The organism is Streptomyces manipurensis (assembly GCF_049570255.1).
Classification (GTDB): Bacteria; Actinomycetota; Actinomycetes; order Streptomycetales; family Streptomycetaceae; genus Streptomyces; species Streptomyces manipurensis.
Genome location: NZ_CP186950.1, coordinates 6,933,507 through 6,951,082, shown reverse-complemented (window position 1 = coordinate 6,951,082; position 17,576 = coordinate 6,933,507). Strand labels below are relative to the sequence as shown.

The 17,576-nt window shown below is 72.5% G+C and carries 14 protein-coding genes and 2 riboswitches; of the genes, 6 read left to right on the top strand and 8 right to left on the bottom strand.

Annotation, left to right across the window (positions count from 1 at the left end; all coding sequences use genetic code 11):
* The first annotated feature begins 111 nt into the window (after positions 1-111).
* Together ACPU2J_RS31600 and metE are read left to right on the top strand one after the other, a co-directional pair.
* Positions 112-378 (top strand): WhiB family transcriptional regulator, encoded by a 267-nt coding sequence (locus ACPU2J_RS31600; protein ID WP_423834589.1) that lies wholly within the window; start codon positions 112-114, stop codon positions 376-378.
* Between the two features lie 155 nt (positions 379-533).
* Positions 534-759: riboswitch (cobalamin riboswitch) on the top strand.
* A 168-nt stretch (positions 760-927) separates the two neighbouring features.
* Positions 928-3,252, top strand: coding sequence for a 5-methyltetrahydropteroyltriglutamate--homocysteine S-methyltransferase (gene metE, locus ACPU2J_RS31595; RefSeq protein ID WP_423834588.1), 2,325 nt, complete (start codon positions 928-930; stop codon positions 3,250-3,252).
* Between the two features lie 145 nt (positions 3,253-3,397).
* On the opposite strand, the gene ACPU2J_RS31590 is transcribed toward metE, so the two are convergent.
* From ACPU2J_RS31590 to aceA, 3 genes are all read right to left on the bottom strand, one after another.
* Positions 3,398-4,282, bottom strand: coding sequence for a 3-hydroxybutyryl-CoA dehydrogenase (locus ACPU2J_RS31590; RefSeq protein WP_365489263.1), 885 nt, complete (start codon positions 4,280-4,282; stop codon positions 3,398-3,400).
* Positions 4,279-5,877 (bottom strand): malate synthase A, encoded by a 1,599-nt coding sequence (aceB, locus tag ACPU2J_RS31585; RefSeq protein ID WP_423834587.1) that lies wholly within the window; start codon positions 5,875-5,877, stop codon positions 4,279-4,281. The genes ACPU2J_RS31590 and aceB overlap by 4 nt, the downstream gene beginning before the upstream one ends.
* A 119-nt stretch (positions 5,878-5,996) precedes the next feature.
* The gene (gene aceA / locus ACPU2J_RS31580) at positions 5,997-7,280 is read right to left on the bottom strand and encodes an isocitrate lyase (RefSeq protein ID WP_389071300.1); all 1,284 of its coding nucleotides are present in this window, start codon (positions 7,278-7,280) and stop codon (positions 5,997-5,999) included.
* A gap of 386 nt (positions 7,281-7,666) precedes the next feature.
* On the opposite strand from aceA, the gene ACPU2J_RS31575 reads away from it, so the two are divergent.
* Genes ACPU2J_RS31575 through prpB form a run of 3 tightly spaced genes read left to right on the top strand, consistent with a single transcriptional unit; the run spans position 7,667 to position 10,763 of the window.
* On the top strand, positions 7,667-9,082 hold the full coding sequence (locus ACPU2J_RS31575) for a short-chain fatty acyl-CoA regulator family protein (protein ID WP_420078568.1): 1,416 nt from the start codon (positions 7,667-7,669) through the stop codon (positions 9,080-9,082).
* A 59-nt stretch (positions 9,083-9,141) separates the two neighbouring features.
* A complete protein-coding gene (locus tag ACPU2J_RS31570; RefSeq protein ID WP_420078569.1) occupies positions 9,142-9,834 on the top strand; it encodes a hypothetical protein in 693 nt (230 codons plus the stop codon).
* Complete coding sequence (gene prpB, locus ACPU2J_RS31565) at positions 9,831-10,763, top strand: methylisocitrate lyase (RefSeq protein WP_423834586.1); 933 nt, start codon at positions 9,831-9,833, stop codon at positions 10,761-10,763. Before ACPU2J_RS31570 ends, prpB begins: the two co-directional genes overlap by 4 nt.
* 74 nt (positions 10,764-10,837) lie before the next feature.
* On the opposite strand, the gene ACPU2J_RS31560 is transcribed toward prpB, so the two are convergent.
* From ACPU2J_RS31560 to ACPU2J_RS31540, 5 genes are read right to left on the bottom strand one after another with little or no spacing between them, the layout of a single operon-like run.
* Positions 10,838-11,617 carry an enoyl-CoA hydratase gene (locus tag ACPU2J_RS31560; RefSeq protein WP_420078570.1) on the bottom strand — a complete coding sequence of 260 codons (780 nt, stop codon included), beginning with the start codon at positions 11,615-11,617 and terminating at the stop codon, positions 10,838-10,840.
* Positions 11,614-12,525, bottom strand: a complete 912-nt coding sequence (gene mmsB, locus ACPU2J_RS31555; RefSeq protein WP_420078571.1) for a 3-hydroxyisobutyrate dehydrogenase — start codon at positions 12,523-12,525, stop codon at positions 11,614-11,616. Before mmsB ends, ACPU2J_RS31560 begins: the two co-directional genes overlap by 4 nt.
* Positions 12,522-13,619, bottom strand: a complete 1,098-nt coding sequence (locus ACPU2J_RS31550) for an enoyl-CoA hydratase/isomerase family protein (RefSeq protein WP_423834585.1) — start codon at positions 13,617-13,619, stop codon at positions 12,522-12,524. The genes mmsB and ACPU2J_RS31550 overlap by 4 nt, the downstream gene beginning before the upstream one ends.
* Complete coding sequence (locus ACPU2J_RS31545) at positions 13,616-14,770, bottom strand: acyl-CoA dehydrogenase family protein (protein ID WP_365071421.1); 1,155 nt, start codon at positions 14,768-14,770, stop codon at positions 13,616-13,618. The genes ACPU2J_RS31550 and ACPU2J_RS31545 overlap by 4 nt, the downstream gene beginning before the upstream one ends.
* Entirely contained in the window at positions 14,767-16,266 is a 1,500-nt protein-coding gene (locus ACPU2J_RS31540) for a CoA-acylating methylmalonate-semialdehyde dehydrogenase (protein WP_423834584.1), read from the bottom strand. Before ACPU2J_RS31540 ends, ACPU2J_RS31545 begins: the two co-directional genes overlap by 4 nt.
* A 193-nt stretch (positions 16,267-16,459) precedes the next feature.
* Positions 16,460-16,630: riboswitch (cobalamin riboswitch) on the bottom strand.
* A gap of 412 nt (positions 16,631-17,042) precedes the next feature.
* Between ACPU2J_RS31540 and ACPU2J_RS31535 the strand changes: the two genes are divergently transcribed.
* Entirely contained in the window at positions 17,043-17,531 is a 489-nt protein-coding gene (locus tag ACPU2J_RS31535; RefSeq protein WP_423834583.1) for a DUF4430 domain-containing protein, read from the top strand.
* The last annotated feature ends 45 nt before the right edge of the window (positions 17,532-17,576 follow it).

The following is a 17,576-nucleotide window of genomic DNA, read 5'->3' as shown; positions in this document are numbered from 1 at the left end:
CGCTCGAATCGGTGCAACAGCCGCGAACGGTCACCGATTTCCTGAATAGACCCGGCCACAACGGTCAGGAGATCCGGCAAGGATCCGCACCGACCGGATGGAGGAAAGACCATGAACTGGCGCCACGAGGCGGCCTGCCGGCAGGAGGACCCCGACCTCTTCTTCCCCCTGGGCTCCAGCGGCCCGGCGCTCCTGCAGATCGAGGAGGCCAAGTCCGTGTGCCGCCGCTGCCCCGTGCAGGAGGCCTGCCTGCGGTGGGCCCTGGAGGGCAGCGGCCCGGAGTTCGGTGTGTGCGGCGGCATGAGCGAGGAGGAGCGCCGCGCCACGAAACGGCGTACGGCCCGGGCCCGCAACCGCTCCGGCGCCTCCTCCCGGTGACACGCCCCTTCGCACGCCGTGCGGTGGGCGTTCCCCGCGGTCCCCTCGGTCCCCGAGGTCGCCCGAAGGGCGGCCCGGCGCGAACCGGCCATCAGATTGTCTCGTTCCCGCGTCCGCATGATGGACAAAGCTCGCCGCTGAGCGATCCTGGCCCCTACGCTGGCCGGGCAGCTGGTTCGCCCCGTCCGCCAGGCGGGATGCGTCGTAAGAGGGAACCCGGTGGGAATCCGGGACTGCCCCGCAGCGGTGAGCGGGAACGACCGCCGTCATACGCACTGGGACCGGAGAACGGTCCTGGGAAGCGACGGCCACTAGGTGTCCGCCTCGACAGAGGCCGACGTGCCCGCGAGTCCGAAGACCTGCCCGTTGCCCGTACGCGGACACGTTCCGCGCACGGAGGTTCCGGTGACCTCGTGGGCGGGTCGGCGTACACGGAGAACGGCACGTGCGGTGGTGTACCGCGGCGTGGTCCGTGCCCTCCGTCGTCCCCTTCGCGTCCGTGTCCCGTCACCGGGACGTTCCTGGACACATCTCGCGAAGGAGAGTTCCGTGACAGCGAAGCCCGCAGCCGCGGCAGCACGGGCCACCGTGTACGGCTACCCCCGCCAGGGGCAGAACCGTGAACTGAAGAAGGCCATCGAGGGCTACTGGAAGGGCCTCGTCACCGCCGAAGCCCTCCGGCAGACGGCCGCCGATCTGCGCCGTTCGAACTGGCAGCAGCTGGCCGAGGCCGGCATCCACGAGGTGCCGACCGGCGACTTCTCGTACTACGACCACGTCCTCGACACCAGCGTGATGCTGGGCGCCGTCCCCGACCGGCACCGCGAGGCGGTGGCCTCGGACCCCCTCGACGGCTACTTCGCGATGGCGCGCGGCACGCAGGACGTGGCGCCGCTGGAGATGACCAAGTGGTTCGACACCAACTACCACTACCTGGTACCCGAGCTGGGCCCCGACAGCGTCTTCACCGCCGACTCCGCCCGGCAGGTCGCCGAGCTGACGGAGGCCCTCTCCCTCGGCCACACGGCCCGCCCGGTCCTGGTCGGCCCGCTGACGTACCTGCTGCTCGCCAAGCCCGCTCCGGGCGTGGCCGCGGACTTCCAGCCGATCACCCTCCTGGACCGGCTGCTGCCCGTCTACGCGCAGGTCCTCGCCGACCTGCGTGCCGCCGGCGCCGAGTGGGTGCAGCTGGACGAGCCCGCACTCGTCCAGGACCGCACCCCGGCGGAACTGAACGCCGCCGCCTGCGCCTACCGTGAGCTGGGCGCGGCCGCCGACCGGCCGAAGCTGCTGGTCGCCTCCTACTTCGGCCGGCTCGGCGACGCGCTGCAGGTCCTCGCCGCCGCCCCGGTGGAGGGGGTGGCCCTCGACTTCACCGGCTCGGCCGCCGCGAACGTGGAGGATCTCGCCGCCGTCGGCGGGCTGCCGGGCAAGCGTCTGGTCGCGGGTGTGGTCGACGGCCGCAACATCTGGATCAACGACTACCAGAAGTCGCTGACCACCCTGGGCACCCTGCTCGGTCTGGCCGACCGGGTCGACGTCGCGGCGTCCTGCTCGCTGCTGCACGTCCCGCTGGACGCCTCGGCCGAGCGCGAGATCGATCCGCAGATCCGGCGGTGGCTGGCCTTCGCCCGGCAGAAGACCGCCGAGATCGCCACCCTCGCCCGCGGCCTCGCCCGGGGGACCGACACCATCGCCGCCGAACTGGCCGCCAACCGCGCCGACCTGGCCTCCCGCGCCGGCTCCGCGATCACCCGCGACCCGGCGGTCCGGGCGCGCACCGCGGCCGTCACCGACGCGGACGGCCGCCGCTCCCAGCCCTACGAGCAGCGCACGGCGGCGCAGCGCGCGCACCTGGGCCTGCCGGTGCTGCCGACCACCACGATCGGCTCGTTCCCGCAGACCTACGAACTGCGCGTGGCCCGCGCCGACCTCAGGGCCGGTCGGATCGACGCGGCCGGCTACGAGGAGCGGATCGAGCACGAGATCCGCGAGGTGATCGCCTTCCAGGAGAAGACCGGCATCGACGTCCTCGTGCACGGCGAGCCCGAACGCAACGACATGGTGCAGTACTTCGCGGAGCAGCTCACCGGCTACGTCGCCACGCAGCACGGCTGGGTCCAGTCCTACGGCACGCGCTACGTCCGCCCGCCCGTCCTGGCCGGCGACATCTCCCGCCCCGAGCCGATGACGGTCCGCTGGACCACGTTCGCCCAGGCGCAGACGTCCAAGCCGGTCAAGGGCATGCTGACCGGCCCGGTCACCATGCTCGCCTGGTCCTTCGTCCGCGACGACCAGCCGCTCGGCGAGACGGCCCGGCAGGTCGCGCTCGCCCTGCGCGACGAGGTGAACGACCTGGAGGCCGCGGGCACGTCCGTCATCCAGGTCGACGAGCCGGCGCTGCGCGAGACCCTCCCGCTGCGGGCCGCGGACCACGGCGCGTACCTGGCCTGGGCGACCGAGGCGTTCCGGCTCAGCACCAGCGGTGTCCGGCCGGACACGCAGATCCACACGCACATGTGCTACGCCGAGTTCGGGGACATCGTCCAGGCCATCGACGACCTCGACGCGGACGTCATCAGCCTGGAGGCCGCCCGTTCGCACATGCAGGTGGCCGGTGAGCTGGCCGGGCACGGCTACCCCCGTGAGGCCGGCCCGGGCGTCTGGGACATCCACTCCCCGCGCGTTCCCGGCGCCGAGGAGGCCGCGTCCCTGCTGCGCAAGGGACTCGAGGCGATCCCGGCCGAGCGACTGTGGGTCAACCCCGACTGCGGCCTGAAGACCCGCGGCTGGACCGAGACCCGGGCCTCGCTGGAGAACCTGGTCGCCGCCGCCCGCGAGGTCCGCGCGGAACTCCCGGCCGACCACGGCTGACGACCCGCCGGCCGGGCCGAACGCCACGGCGTCCGGCCCGGCCACGACGGGAGGGGAACGGCGGGACGGGGCGACACCACGCGCCCCGCCCCGCCGTTCCCCGTACCTCCGGCGCACCCTCGGCCCCGGAGCCGTGCCGGGCCCCTCAGACCCGGCCGTACGTGTGGAACCCGCGGCCGGTCTTGCGGCCGAGCAGCCCCGCCTGCACCATCCGCTGGAGCAGCGGGGGCGGGGCGTACAGCGGTTCCTTGAACTCCTCGTACAGCGACTCGGCGATCGCGGCGACGGTGTCCAGGCCGATCAGGTCGGCGAGCCTCAGCGGGCCCATGGGGTGGGCGCAGCCCAGCTCCATCCCGGCGTCCACGTCGGCGGCGCTCGCGAAACCGGACTCGGCCATCCGTACGGCGGAGAGCAGGTACGGGATCAGCAGCGCGTTGACGACGAATCCCGCCCGGTCCTGGGAGCGGACCGTGGTCTTCCCGAGCGCGTCACGGGCGAACGTCTCGACGGCGTCGAGCGTGTCCGCCGAGGTGTGGAGGGAGGAGACGACCTCCACGAGGGGGAGGACGGGGACGGGGTTGAAGAAGTGCAGTCCCACGACGCGGTCGGCCCGGCCGGTGGCCATGCCCAGGCGCATGACCGGGATGGCGGAGGTGTTCGTGGCGAGGATCGCCCCGGGGTCCGCGACGATCTTGTCGAGGGCCGTGAAGACCTCGGTCTTCGCCTCCGGGTTCTCGGTGACCGCCTCGATGACGAGCTGCCGGTCGCCGAGGTCCTCCAGGTCGCCCGTGAACACGAGCCGGGCGAGGGCGTCCTCCGCCGAGAGGCGGTCGAGCTTGCCCCGTTGGACCGCACGCTCCAGGGACACGGCCACCCGCTGGGCGGCGGCCCGGGCCGCGGTGGCGTCCGCCTCGGCCACGACGGTGTCCAGGCCGGCCCGGGCGCAGACCTCCGCGATGCCCGCGCCCATCTGTCCCCCGCCGACGACGCCGACGCGCCGGATGCCGGCCGGCTGCGGGCGGGCGTTCACGCGTTCACCCGCGCGGGCGCGCGGCGCACCAGGTGCCGGGTGTAGGCCTCGGGCGTGAAGAACGGCGGGAGCTGCACGGAGAGCGCGCAGTCCACGAAGAGCTCCCGCGCCGCGAGGACGAGCGCCTGCGGGTCCTCGGCCTCCAGGGCGGCGCACTCGGCGTCGAGGAAGTCGACGACGGTGCTGCGGTCCACCCGGTCGTGGCGCAGCCACTGCCAGATCTGGACGCGGGCGATCTCGGCGGTGGCGGCGTCCTCCATCAGGCCGTTCAGCGCGACGGCGCCGCTGCCGCGCAGCCAGGCGTCGAAGTAGCGCAGGGCCACCGCCACGTTGGAGCGGACGCCCTCGGTGGTCGGCGGCGCGGCGATCCTGCGGACGGACAGCAGATCGGCGGCCGTGGCCTCGACGTCCTCCCGGGTGCGTTCCAGCTGGTGCGGCCGGTCCCCGAGCACGCCGTCGAAGACCTCCCGGCAGAGGGGGACGAGGCCGGGGTGGGCGACCCAGGAGCCGTCGAAGCCGTCCTCGGCCTCCCGTTCCTTGTCGAGCCTGACCTTCGCGGACGCGGCGGCGTTGGCGTCCGGGTCCCTGCTGGGGACGTGGGCGGCCATGCCGCCGATGGCGTGCGCCCCGCGCCGGTGGCAGGTGCGGACGAGGAGTTCGGTGTACGCCCGCATGAAGGGGGCGGTCATGGTGACGGCGGCGCGGTCCGGGAGCTGGAAGTCGGTGCGGTGCCCGAAGGTCTTGATCAGGCTGAACAGGTAGTCCCAGCGGCCCGCGTTCAGTCCCGCGCTGTGCTCGCGCAGTTCGTGGAGGATCTCCTCCATCTCGAAAGCGGCGGTGATCGTCTCGATGAGGACCGTGGCGCGCACGGTGCCGCGGGGGATGCCGAGGAGGTCCTGGGCAACCACGAAGACGTCGTTCCACAGCCGTGCCTCGGTGCGGTTCTCCAGCTTCGGCAGGTAGAAGTACGGGCCGTGCCCGGCGTCGATCTGCCGCTGCGCGCAGTGGAAGAAGTAGAGGCCGAAGTCGACGAAGGAGGCGGGCACGGGCCGCCCGTCGATCTCCAGGTGGTCTTCGGTGAGGTGCCAGCCGCGGGGGCGGACCATGATGGTCGCGGGGTCCGGGCCGAGGCGGTACTCCTTGCCCCCGGGTGTCGTGAAGTCGATGCGCCGTTCGATGGCGTCGAGCAGGTTGAGCTGACCGCCGATGATGTTGTCCCAGGTGGGGGCGGTGGTGTCCTCGAAGTCGGCCATCCAGACCTGCGCACCGGAGTTGAGCGCGTTGACCGTCATACGGCGCTCCGGCGGGCCGGTGATCTCCACCCGGCGGTCGGTCAGACCGGGAGCGGGCGGGGCCACGCGCCAGTCGGTGTCGGCGCGGACGGCGGCCGTGGCGCGGGAGAAGTCCAGCGGCGTCCCGGATGCCAGGTGGGCGGAGCGGCGGCGGCGTTCCTTGAGGATGTCCAGGCGGCGGTCCGCGAAGGCGGCGTCGAGCCGGGCGACGAACTCCAGGGCCTCGGGGGTCAGGATCTCCTCGTGACGCTCGGCCGGCGCGCCGAGCACCCGGACGCTGCTGGTCGGGGGCGTGGGTGACATGGGTGGTTCTCCTCAGCGTGGGGCGTCGGGCGCCCGGGGGCGGGGAGCCCCCGGGCGCCTTCGGACGGCGTGCGGCAGAACGCCGGGCCGGGCCCGGCCGGACCGGGGAACGGGGGTTCCTAGTGGAACTGCTCTTCCTCGGTGGAGCCGGTGAGGGCGGTGGTGGAGGACGCGGGGTTGACCGCGGTGGAGACGAGGTCGAAGTAGCCGGTGCCGACCTCGCGCTGGTGCTTGACGGCGGTGAATCCGTGGGCCTGGGCGGCGAACTCGCGCTCCTGGAGGTCCACGTACGCGGTCATGCCGTGCTCGGCGTAGCCGCGGGCCAGGTCGAACATGCCGTGGTTGAGGGAGTGGAAGCCGGCCAGGGTGATGAACTGGAACTTGTAGCCCATGGCTCCCAGCTCCCGCTGGAACTTGGCGATCTGGTCGTCGTCCAGCGCCGCCTTCCAGTTGAAGGAGGGCGAGCAGTTGTAGGCCAGCATCCGGTCCGGGTACTGCGCGTGGATCGCCTCGGCGAACTCGCGCGCCTGCGCCAGGTCCGGGGTCCCGGTCTCCACCCAGATCAGGTCGGCGTACGGGGCGTAGGCAAGGCCGCGGGCGATGACCGGGGCCATGCCGTTGCGGACGTGGTAGAAGCCCTCGGCGGTGCGCTCGCCCGTGCAGAACTCGGCGTCCCGCTCGTCGACGTCACTGGTCAGGAGGGTCGCGGCGAGGGCGTCGGTGCGGGCGATGATCAGGGTCGGGGTGTCGGCGATGTCGGCCGCGAGGCGGGCGGCGTTGAGGGTGCGGACGTGCTGCGCGGTGGGGACGAGGACCTTGCCGCCGAGGTGGCCGCACTTCTTCTCGGAGGCGAGCTGGTCCTCGTAGTGGATGCCCGCCGCACCAGCCGCGATCATCGCCTTGGTGAGTTCGAAGGCGTTCAGGGGGCCGCCGAAGCCCGCCTCGGCGTCGGCGACGATCGGCGCGAGCCAGTCGGTGGTGTCGGTGCCGCCCTCGGCGGTGGCGATCTGGTCGGCGCGCAGCAGCGCGTTGTTGATGCGGCGCACCACCTGCGGGACCGAGTTGACCGGGTAGAGGCTCTGGTCGGGGTAGGTGTGCCCGGCCTGGTTGGCGTCGGCGGCCACCTGCCAGCCGGAGAGGTAGATCGCCTGGAGTCCCGCCCGGACCTGCTGCACGGCCTGTCCGCCGGTGAGCGCGCCGAGGGCGTGGACGTAGTCCCGCTCGTGGAGCTGGCGCCACAGCCGTTCGGCGCCGCGCCGGGCCAGGGTGTGTTCCTCGCGGACGCTCCCGGACAGCCGGACCACGTCCTCGGCCGCGTAGGTCCGTTCGATCCCCGCCCAGCGCGGATCGTCCGCCCAGCGCTGCCTGAGCTGCTCGGCCGCCGCCTTGTTCGCCTCTGCCATGACCGTCACCGTTTCCGTCGTCGCTGGTCTTGCCAATGCCCCCGACCGGGATCCACGCATTGGCACGCTGTGCCTGATGAAGAAGGTGCGGCCGCCGGATCCGCCATGGGGCCGGAGCTGAGCAATGCTGCCGATCTACCGATCTGCCGGGAGAAGGACGACCGGATCCCCGTCATCAGGGCATGATTCGGGATTCCGGTTCCTTCCCGGCCACCGGTTCCGGCTGGCCGCAGGACCGACTCTGACATTGGCACTGGGTGCCATCAAGAAGGTACGCATGCCAAGGTCTGCAAATCTTCGAGGCCGGAATTGCCAAGGTTGCGAAGGCTGCCGACCGGCTGTTCCGCCGTATGCTGACGGGGCCCGTCCGACGGTGGAGGAGTCCGGTGAGCAAGACCTACGCGGGAGCACGGCTGCGGCGGCTGCGTGAGGAACGGCGCATGACGCAGGCCGACCTGGCCAGGGTGCTGGGCATCTCCCCCAGCTACCTCAACCAGATGGAGCACGACTCCCGCCCGCTCACCGTCCCGGTGCTGCTGCGCCTCACCGAGGCCTTCGGGGTGGACCCGGGGTTCTTCTCAGAGCGCGACACCAGCCGCATGGTCGCCGACCTGCGCGAGGCACTGGCCAACGAGGTCGCCGAGGCCCGCGTCTCCCCCTCCGACCTGGCCGAGCTGGCCACCCGGATGCCGGCGGTCGCCTCCGTGCTGCTGGACCTCGGGCGACGCGGCCAGCTCCTCGCGGAGCGCCTCGCGGACGCGGCCGAGGGCCGGGGCGGCCCGGCGCAGGCCCCTCGTTCCCCCCACGAGGAGATCCGCGAGTTCTTCTACCGGCGGCAGAACTACCTCCACGACACCGACCTGGCCGCCGAGGACCTGGCCCGGGAGATCGCCGTCCGTCCCGGGGAGGTCATCCGGGCCCTGACCCGCCGGCTCGCCGACCGGCACGGGGTGCGGATCACCGCGGACTCCGACCGGCTGCACCACTACGACGCCGAGGGCCGCGTCCTGCACCTGTCGAGCAGGCTCCGCCCCGGCCAGCAGGCCTTCCGGATGGCCACGCAGCTCGCCCTCCTCGAGTACGGGGACGAGCTGGACCGGCTGGCCGCGGAGGACTTCCCGGCGGGCTCCGAGGCGCGTCCCCTGGCACGGATCGGCATCGCCAACTACTTCGCCGCCGCGCTGATCCTGCCGTACACGGCCTTCCACAGGGCCGCCGAGGAGTTCCGCTACGACATCGAGCGGCTCACCGACCACTTCGGCCTGGGCTACGAGACCGTCTGCCACCGCCTCAGCACCCTCCAACGCCCCAGGCTGCGCGGGGTGCCCTTCTCCTTCGTACGGGTCGACCGGGCCGGGAACATGTCCAAGCGGCAGTCCGCCACCGGATTCCACTTCTCCCGCGCGGGCGGCACCTGCCCGCTCTGGAACGTCTACGAAGCCTTCGCCGCGCCCGGCCGCATCCACGTCCAGGTCGCCGCGATGCCCGACGGGCAGCGGTACCTCTGGACGGCGCGGGCCGTCACCCGCCACCGCGGCGGCTGGGGCGAACCGGGCAAGACCTTCGCGATCGGCCTCGGCTGCGAGATCCGGCACGCCTCCCGCCTCGTGTACGCCGACGGACTCGACCTCGACAACACGGCGGCCGCCACCCCGATCGGCATGGGCTGCCGCCTCTGCGAACGTCTCGACTGCCCGCAGCGGGCCGTGCCCCCGCTCGGACGCACCCTCGCCGTCGACGAGAACAGCAGCACCTTCGTCCCGTACCCGGTCACACCGTCGTCCTCGTCCCCCCGCGGCTGACACCGGCTCCGTCCCGGACACCGCGAACACGCCCCTCCACCCCAGCGACCGAGGCGCTCATGGAACCTTCGAACCATCCCGGACCCGACGTGCGCCTGGCGCGCCTCGCGCGCGTGGCCGGTCTCCCGGCCACCTGGCCACCGACCGACGGCTTCCTCCACCGCCTTGCGGAGCGGACCAGGCTGCGCACCCACGACCTCCTGCTCGTCGCGGACCTCCCCGTACCGGCGACGGCGTGGCTCTTCGACGGGACCGCCGGCGCCTCCAGTTCCCTGGTGTCGCGTGCCCTCGGCCTCACCGACTCCGACAGAAGGGAACTGCGGACCCGGGCCCGGTCCATGACCGCGCCGGAGGGCACGCTCGCCCCCTGGCGGCCCCGCCCGCACGAGCAGTACCCGCCGGGCTTCGGCTCGCTCCTCCTGCGGATGCTCGCGCTCCGCAACCTGAACTGGCTGGGGACGGCCAAGGTGATGTGCCTGATGTCCGGTGTGTGCAAGGCGGCCTCGACCATCGGCGCGGTGGGGCGCGGCACCAAGCCCCTCGATGGGGAGATGCTCGACGGCTTCGCCGCGACCCTCGGCACACCGGTCGCCGTGCTGGCCGAGCTGACCGGCGTCCGGCCGTCGGCCGCGCCTCGTGATCCGGGACCCGAGGTGGTCGCCACCGCCTCGCTCGTCTGGGAGGTACGGCACCTGACCTGGGATCAGGAAGCAGAGCTCACCGCGTACGCACAGGAGCTGGGCGGGGAGTGAAGTCACCGGCCGTGCCGGATCGGCGCCGCGGCACGTTGCGCAGCCTGATCGCCCGGCGGCGGAGTCTCCGTGAGCAGTTGGCCTCGGGCCGGCTGCTGCGCATGCCGGGCGCGGTCAACCCGTACTCGGCGTGCCTCATCCAGGAGGCGGGCTTCGACGGGGTCTACCTCTCGGGGGCCGTGCTCGCCGCCGATCTCGGCCTGCCCGACCTCGGCCTCACCACCTCCGCGGAAGTCGCGCAGCGGGACAGGCAGGTCACCCGTGTCACCGATCTGCCCGTACTCGTCGACGCCGACACGGGCTTCGGTGGACCCATGAACACCGCCCGCACCGTCCAGCTGATGGAGGACGCCGGGCTGGCCGGCCTGCACCTGGAGGACCAGGCCGACCCCAAGCGGTGCGGTCACCTCGACGGCAAGGCGCTCGTTCCCCGTGAGGCGATGGTGCGCCGTGTGCGGGCCGCCGCCGACGCCCGGCGCGATCCGGACTTCCTCCTGATGGCACGCACCGACGCCCGTTCCGTCGAGGGCCCGAAGGCGGCGATCGACCGCGCCAGGGCGTACGTGGACGCGGGAGCGGACGCGGTCTTCCCGGAGGCCCTGCGCAGCGAGGCCATGTTCGAGGCCTTCCGCAAGGCCGTCGACGTGCCGCTGCTGGCCAACATGACCGAGTTCGGCAAGAGCCCCCTGCTGTCCGCCCGCGTCCTGGAGGACCTCGGCTACAACCTCGTCATCCACCCGGTGACCCTCTTCCGCCTCGCCATGGGCGCGGTCGAGGACGGCCTGCGCACGCTCGCGGAGGAGGGGAGCCAGGAGCCCCTCCTCCCCCGCATGCAGAGCCGCTCGCGCCTGTACGAGGTCCTGGACTACGAGGCGTACACCGCCTTCGACGGAGGGGTCTACGACTTCACCCTGCCGCCCGGCACCTGACGCCACCGGGGGCCTGCCGGGGCCCGGGAACACCCGGGGCCCCGGCAGGAGGCGCGGCGTCGAGGACGCCGGGCTCAGCCGTGGGTGAAGTGCGGCGGACGCTTGTCCACGAAGGCGGACATGCCCTCCTTCTGGTCTGCGGTGGCGAACACCGCGTGGAACAGGCGGCGTTCGAAGCGGACGCCCTCCGTGAGGGTGGTCTCGAAGGCGCGGTTCACGGCCTCCTTGGCCATCATCGCGACCGGCTTCGACATCTCGGCGACGGTCGTGGCCACGGCGAGTGCCTCGGCGAGCAGCTCGTCGGCGGGGACGATCCGCGAGACCAGGCCGGCGCGCTCGGCCTCGGCGGCGTCCATGGTGCGGCCGGTCAGGCAGAGCTCCATCGCCTTCGCCTTGCCGACGGCGCGGGTGAGGCGCTGGGATCCGCCGATGCCGGGAATGACGCCGAGCCTGATCTCCGGCTGCCCGAACTTCGCGGTGTCGGAGGCGAGCAGGATGTCGCAGAGCATGGCCAGTTCGCAGCCGCCGCCGAGCGCGTAGCCGGAGACGGCGGCCAGGGTGGGCGTGCGGACCTGGCCGAGGCGGTCCCAGGCGGTGAACCAGTCCGAGAGGTACATGTCCATGTAGCTCTGCGGGCGCATCTCCTTGATGTCCGCGCCCGCCGCGAAGGCCTTCGCGGAGCCGGTGAGGACGATGCAGCCGACCTCGGGGTCCCGGTCGAGTTCCTCCGCCGCGGCGACGACCTCGGTCATCACCCGGAGGTTGAGGGCGTTGAGGGCTTCGGGCCGGTTGAGGGTGAGGACGGCGACGCGGCCCTTGCGTTCGAGCAGGACGGTCTCGTAGGCGGTGGTCATGCGGGGGTTCCGTTCGGGTTCGCTCCGTCGTGGCGGAGGGTGCGTACGATCGCCGAGAAGTCCAGGTCGGCGCCCTCGCCCTCGGCGAAGTCGGCGTACATCTGGGCGGCCTTGAGTCCCAGCGGGGCGTCCACCCCGCCGGACCTCAGGGCGTTCGCGGCGAGGCCAAGGTCCTTCGCCATCAGGGGGGCGGCGAAGCCGGGCCGGTAGGCGCGGTTGGCCGGGCTCGTCGGGACGGGTCCGGGGACCGGGCAGTTGACGGTGAGGGCCCAGCACTGGCCGGAGGCGGTGGAGGCCACGTCGTAGAGCGCGTGGTGGTCGAGGCCGAGGCTCTCGGCGAGGACGAAGGCCTCGCTGACGCCGATCATGGAGACGGCGAGGATCATGTTGTTGCAGATCTTCGCGGCCTGGCCGGCACCGGCGGCGCCGCAGTGGACGGCCTTGCTGCCCATGGCGTCGAGCAGGGGCCCGGCGGCGGCGAACTCCGCCTCGCCGCCGCCCACCATGAAGGTGAGCGTGGCGGCTTCCGCGCCCACCACTCCCCCGGACACCGGGGCGTCCAGCGCCCGGTGTCCGGCGTCGGTGACGGCCCGGTGCGCCGCCCGGGCGTCGGCGACGTCGATGGTGGAGCAGTCGACGAACAGGGTCCCGGGCCGGGCCGCGGCCAGGAGCCCCTCCCGGTAGAGGGCGAGGACGTGCCGGCCGGCCGGCAGCATGGTGATCACCACGTCGGCTCCGGCGGCGGCCTCGGCCGCTGACCCGGCGGGCTCGACACCGGTCGTGGCGGCGGCGTCCACCAGGCCGGGCACCAGGTCGTGGCCCCGGACCCGGTGACCGGCCCTGACCAGGCTGGCCGCCATGGGGCCGCCCATGTGTCCGAGCCCGATGAATGCGACGGTGCTGCTCACCAGACGACCTCCTGCGACGAAGCGGCCGCGACGAGCCGCAGCTCGTGCGCGTCGAGCGGGGCGAAGTACCGGTCCACGTCCGCCGGGGTGACGTCTTCCAGCGCGGCCGGGGCCCAGCGCGGATCGCGGTCCTTGTCGATGACCTGGGCACGGATGCCTTCCACCAGGTCGTGCGAGGCGAGTGCCGCGCACGAGACGCGGTACTCCTGTTCCAGCACCTTCTCCAGCGGCCCGAGCCGGCGTGCCCGGCGCAGTGCGGCCAGGGTGACCTTGACGGCCGTCGGGGACTTGGCCGTCAGGGTGTCCGCCGCCGCGGCCGCGGCCGGGACGCCCGCGGCCCGCAGCCGTGCCACGATCCCCTCGGCGGTGTCGGCGGCGTAGCAGTGGTCGATCCACTCGCGGGCGGCGGCAAGGCTCCCGGCCGGCGCCTCCTCCACGTGCCGTTCCAGTACGGCGTGCACGGGGTCCGCGGCCAGCTCCCGGGCCAGCGCCGGCAGCGCGGACGAGGGGACGAAGTGGTCGGCGAGTCCGCACAGCAGCGCGTCGGCCGCGCCGACGGGGGCTCCCGTGAGCGCGAGGTGGGTGCCGAGTTCACCGGGGGCCAGGGCGAGCAGGTAGGTGCCGCCGACGTCGGGCACGAATCCGATGCCGGTCTCCGGCATGGCGACGCGGGAGCGCTCGGTGACCACGCGGACGCTGCCGTGGGCGGACACGCCGACCCCGCCGCCCATGACGATGCCGTCCATGAGGGCGACGTACGGCTTGGGGTAGCGGGCGATCAGGGCGTTGAGCCGGTACTCGTCGCGCCAGAAGCCGGCCGAGGCGGTTCCGCCGGTGCGGGCGTCCTCGTGGATGGCGCGGATGTCCCCGCCCGCGCACAGGCCGCGTTCGCCGGCGCCCCGGAGGACGACCGCCTCGACCGCGGGGTCGTCCGCCCAGGCCGTGAGCGCTTCCTCGATGCGCAGGACCATCGGGTGCGAGAGGGCGTTGAGGGCCTTGGGCCGGTTCAGGGTGAGGTACGCGGCGCGGCCCTCGGTGTGCACGAGGACGTCCTCGTGGGTGTCGTGGTGGTCCACGGGCTTGTCGTGGGTCATCGCAGTGTCTCCGTGAGTCCGCGCGCGACGATGACGCGCATGACCTCGTTGGTGCCTTCCAGGATCTGGTGGACCCGCAGGTCGCGGACGATCTTCTCGATGCCGTACTCGCTGAGGTAGCCGTAGCCGCCGTGCAGCTGGAGGGCCGCGTCGGCGACGGCGTACCCGGTGTCGGTGGCGAAGCGCTTGGCCATCGCGCACAGGCGCGGGGCCAGGGGGTCGGCGCCGTCCAGGGCCTCGGCCGCCTGCCGCACCAGGGCCCGGGCGGCCGCGAGCTCGGTCGCCATGTCGGCCAGCCGGAACTGGAGCGCCTGCGCGTCCAGCAGACGCCCGCCGAACGCCTCCCGGTCGGCGAGGTGGGACAGGCTCCGGTCGAGGGCGCTCTGCGCGCCGCCCAGGGAGCAGGCGGCGATGCCGAGCCGGCCGCCGTTGAGGCCGTTCATGGCGATGCGGAAGCCGTCGCCCTCCGCGCCGAGCCGCCGGCCGGCGGGGACCCGGACGCCGTCGAGGACCACCTGACGGGTGGGCTGGGCGTTCCAGCCCATCTTCCGCTCGTTGGGGCCGAAGGAGACCCCGGGATCATCGCGCTCGACGACGAAGGCGGAGATCCCGCCCGGACCGGGCTCGCCCGTGCGGGCCATGACCACGTAGAGGTCGGAGGCGCCGGCACCGGAGATGAACTGCTTCACCCCGGTCAGGACGTAGTGGTCGCCCTGCCGCTCCGCACGGGTCCGCAGGGCGGCGGCGTCGGAGCCGGCCCCCGGTTCGGTCAGGCAGTAGCTGCCGAGGCTCGCGGCGGAGCAGAGACGCGGCAGCCAGGCGGCGCGCTGGACGTCGTCGCCGTAACGGTCGATCATCCAGGCGACCATGTTGTGGATGGACAGGTATCCGGCGATCGACGGGCAGCCCGTCGCGAGGGTCTCGAAGACGAGCACGCCGTCGCTGCGGCTGAGGCCGGAACCGCCGTGCTCCTCGCGTACGTACACGCCGGCGAGGCCGAGGGAGGCGGCCCGGCGGATGACGTCGAGGGGGAAGTGCTTGTCCTGGTCCCAGGTGACGGCGTGCGGGGCCAGTTGCTCCTGCGCGAAGTCCAGGGTGACCTCGGCGAGGGCGAGCTGGTCCTCGGTGAGGGTGGTGGTCACGGCGCTCATCCCATCGTCGGGATGGTGAAGCTCGCGCCCTCCTTGGCCCCGGAGGGCCAGCGCGAGGTGACGGTCTTGGTACGGGTGTAGAAGCGGATGGAGTCCGGGCCGTGCTGGTTGAGGTCCCCGAAGCCGGACTTCTTCCAGCCGCCGAAGGTGTGGTAAGCGACGGGCACCGGGATGGGTACGTTGACGCCGACCATGCCGGTGTTGACCCGGCGGGTGAACTCGCGGGCGGTGTCCCCGTCCCGCGTGAAGATCGCCACGCCGTTGCCGAAGGGGTGCTCGCTCGGCAGCCGCAGCGCCTCCTCGAAGTCGGCGGCCCGTACGACGCACAGGACGGGACCGAAGATCTCCTCGCGGTAGACGCGCATCTGCGGGGAGACGCGGTCGAAGAGGGTGGCTCCCGCGAAGTAGCCGTTCTCGTGCCCGTCGAGGGTGAACCCGCGGCCGTCGACGACGAGTTCGGCGCCCTCGTTCACGCCGATGTCCACGTACCGGTGCACCCGGTCGAGGGCGTCCCGGCTGACCAGGGGGCCGAAGTCGGCGGCGGGGTCGTCGGACCGGCCGATCCTGAGGGTGGCGATGCGGTCCTTCAGGGCGGCGACGAGACGGTCCGCGGTCTCCTCGCCGACCGGGACGGCCACGGAGATCGCCATGCAGCGCTCGCCCGCCGAGCCGTAGCCGGCGCCGATCAGGGCGTCGACGGCCTGGTCGAGGTCGGCGTCGGGCATCACGATCATGTGGTTCTTGGCTCCGCCGAAGCACTGGGCGCGCTTGCCGTGCGCGGCGGCGGTGGCGTAGATGTGCGCGGCGATCGGAGTGGAGCCGACGAAGCCGAGCGCCTGGACCCGCGGGTCCTCGAGGAGGGTGTCGACGGCCTCCTTGCCCCCGTTGACCACGTTGAGGACGCCCGGCGGCAGACCGGCCTCCAGGAACAGCTCGGCCAGTCGCAGCGGTACGGACGGATCGCGCTCGGAGGGCTTCAGGATGAACGCGTTGCCGCAGGCCAGCGCCGGTGCGGCCTGCCAGAGCGGAATCATGGCCGGGAAGTTGAAGGGGGTGATGCCGACGACGACGCCGAGCGGGCTGCGCAGGGAGTGCACGTCGATGCCGGTGCCCGCGTTGTCGGTGAACTCCCCCTTGAGGAGGTGTGGGATGCCCGCAGCGAACTCCACTACCTCGAGGCCGCGTTGGAGGTCTCCGTGGGCGTCGGCGACGGTCTTGCCGTGCTCGGCGGACAGCAGCCGCGCGAGGCTCTCCCGCTCGCCTTCGACGAGCTGGAGGAAGCGCAGCAGCACCCGGGACCGGCGCTGCGGGTTCCACTGGCCCCAGTCCGCCTGCGCCTCCTCGGCGTTGGCGATGGCCGCCTCGGTGTCGGCGCGCCCGGCCAGCGGGACCCGCGCCTGGACCGTGCCGGTGTTCGGGTCGTACACGTCGGCGAAGAGTCCGGACAGGCCGGTGGTGTGCTTTCCGCCGATGAAATGGGTGAGTTCACGGACCATGGATGCCTGCTCTCGTCAGGTGGGATCCGGGGATGGCACGGCAGACCGGCGGGCCGCACCCCGATGGGGATGCGCCGCCGCGGAACGCCGAGGGAACTACGAGCGCGCGGAATCGGTGTGTGCGCGCTCCGCCGGATCACCAGGGTCGTGGGTACAAACCGGTGCCATGCGTGTCTGCTCCATCCTCGTGGACAACACGGAACAATCCGCGGCCGGTATCCTGACTCCCGGATCCCCGCGCGCCGCCCGCCTTCCCGACAGACCTCGTCAGTGGCGTGTGGATGGCAGCACACTCCCCGGTCACAGTGGCGGGACCGTGCCGGATTCACACCGGCTTCCCTGCACCGCGGACCTTGTGCCACGAACATATAGTTGGACGTCCTAGTAAGTCCAGGGCCATCGCCCGCGCGCCCACGGCCGGTTCACTCACATCGCCCTCCTTCGGGAACCGGCTTCCGGCGCCGCCCACCAGGTCGTACGATGCGTTCTGCTCCGGCCCGTGCGGCGGGGACCGACAATCGAATACCCGCACAACTGGGGGAAGCCGGTGGGAATCCGGCGCTGACCTGCAACCGTGAACGGCGCCCGGCGCCGTGAGTCGGAGTACCCGGGGTGCGATGTGCACCGCTTCCCACTGTCATGGTCTGCAGGACGAAGCCCCCAGCCCGGCCCGGTACTCCGGCGCGCCCTCCGCGAGGGCGCCGCCGCGGGAGTGCGCGAGCGCGGGTCGACGGGCCGCTCCGGCGGACCCGTAGATCCCACCAGGAAGGCACTCCATGCGCCAGACCCTCGCCCGCCGTTCCGCGATCACCACGGTCGCCCTGGCCCTCGCGCTCGTCACCTCCCCGGCCGTGGCCGACGCCCACGCCAAGCCGAACACCAACAAGGCCGTGAAGGTGACCGTCACCGTCCAGGGCCCCGACGGGCAGCTGTTCAAGGGCAAGGTCACCACCAAGGGCCACGACGTCACCACGGCCACCGGCGGGACCCACAAGTGCGACGGGACCAACGGCGGCACCCACGCGTCGAAGGTGCCCACGCCCACCGCCGCCCTCGACGACGCCGCCCGCAAGAAGGGCTTCACCTGGGACGGTGCGTGGTACGCGTCCTTCGACGACTTCTCCGTCGACACGGTCAAGAACGTGAGCGGCGGGGGTTCCGCCTATTGGAGCATCGCCGTGAACGGCACCCCGACCCCCGTCGGCGGCTGCCAGTTCAGGATAAGCGCCGGTGACCAGGTCTCCTTCACCTGGACGTCCTTCTAGAGCCTGCGCCGGAAGGGCATCCCGCCCCGTGAATGATCTTCAATT

What these genes read in the sequence shown, in the direction of transcription:
- ACPU2J_RS31600 (WP_423834589.1), top strand. Translation starts at nt 112, where the DNA reads ATGAACTGGCGCCACGAGGCGGCCTGCCGGCAGGAGGACCCCGACCTC.
- aceB (WP_423834587.1), bottom strand. Translation starts at nt 5,877, where the DNA reads ATGTCACCCACGCCCCCGACCAGCAGCGTCCGGGTGCTCGGCGCGCCG.
- aceA (WP_389071300.1), bottom strand. Translation starts at nt 7,280, where the DNA reads ATGGCAGAGGCGAACAAGGCGGCGGCCGAGCAGCTCAGGCAGCGCTGG.
- ACPU2J_RS31570 (WP_420078569.1), top strand. Translation starts at nt 9,142, where the DNA reads ATGGAACCTTCGAACCATCCCGGACCCGACGTGCGCCTGGCGCGCCTC.
- ACPU2J_RS31560 (WP_420078570.1), bottom strand. Translation starts at nt 11,617, where the DNA reads ATGACCACCGCCTACGAGACCGTCCTGCTCGAACGCAAGGGCCGCGTC.
- ACPU2J_RS31550 (WP_423834585.1), bottom strand. Translation starts at nt 13,619, where the DNA reads ATGACCCACGACAAGCCCGTGGACCACCACGACACCCACGAGGACGTC.
- ACPU2J_RS31545 (WP_365071421.1), bottom strand. Translation starts at nt 14,770, where the DNA reads ATGAGCGCCGTGACCACCACCCTCACCGAGGACCAGCTCGCCCTCGCC.
- ACPU2J_RS31540 (WP_423834584.1), bottom strand. Translation starts at nt 16,266, where the DNA reads ATGGTCCGTGAACTCACCCATTTCATCGGCGGAAAGCACACCACCGGC.
- ACPU2J_RS31535 (WP_423834583.1), top strand. Translation starts at nt 17,043, where the DNA reads ATGCGCCAGACCCTCGCCCGCCGTTCCGCGATCACCACGGTCGCCCTG.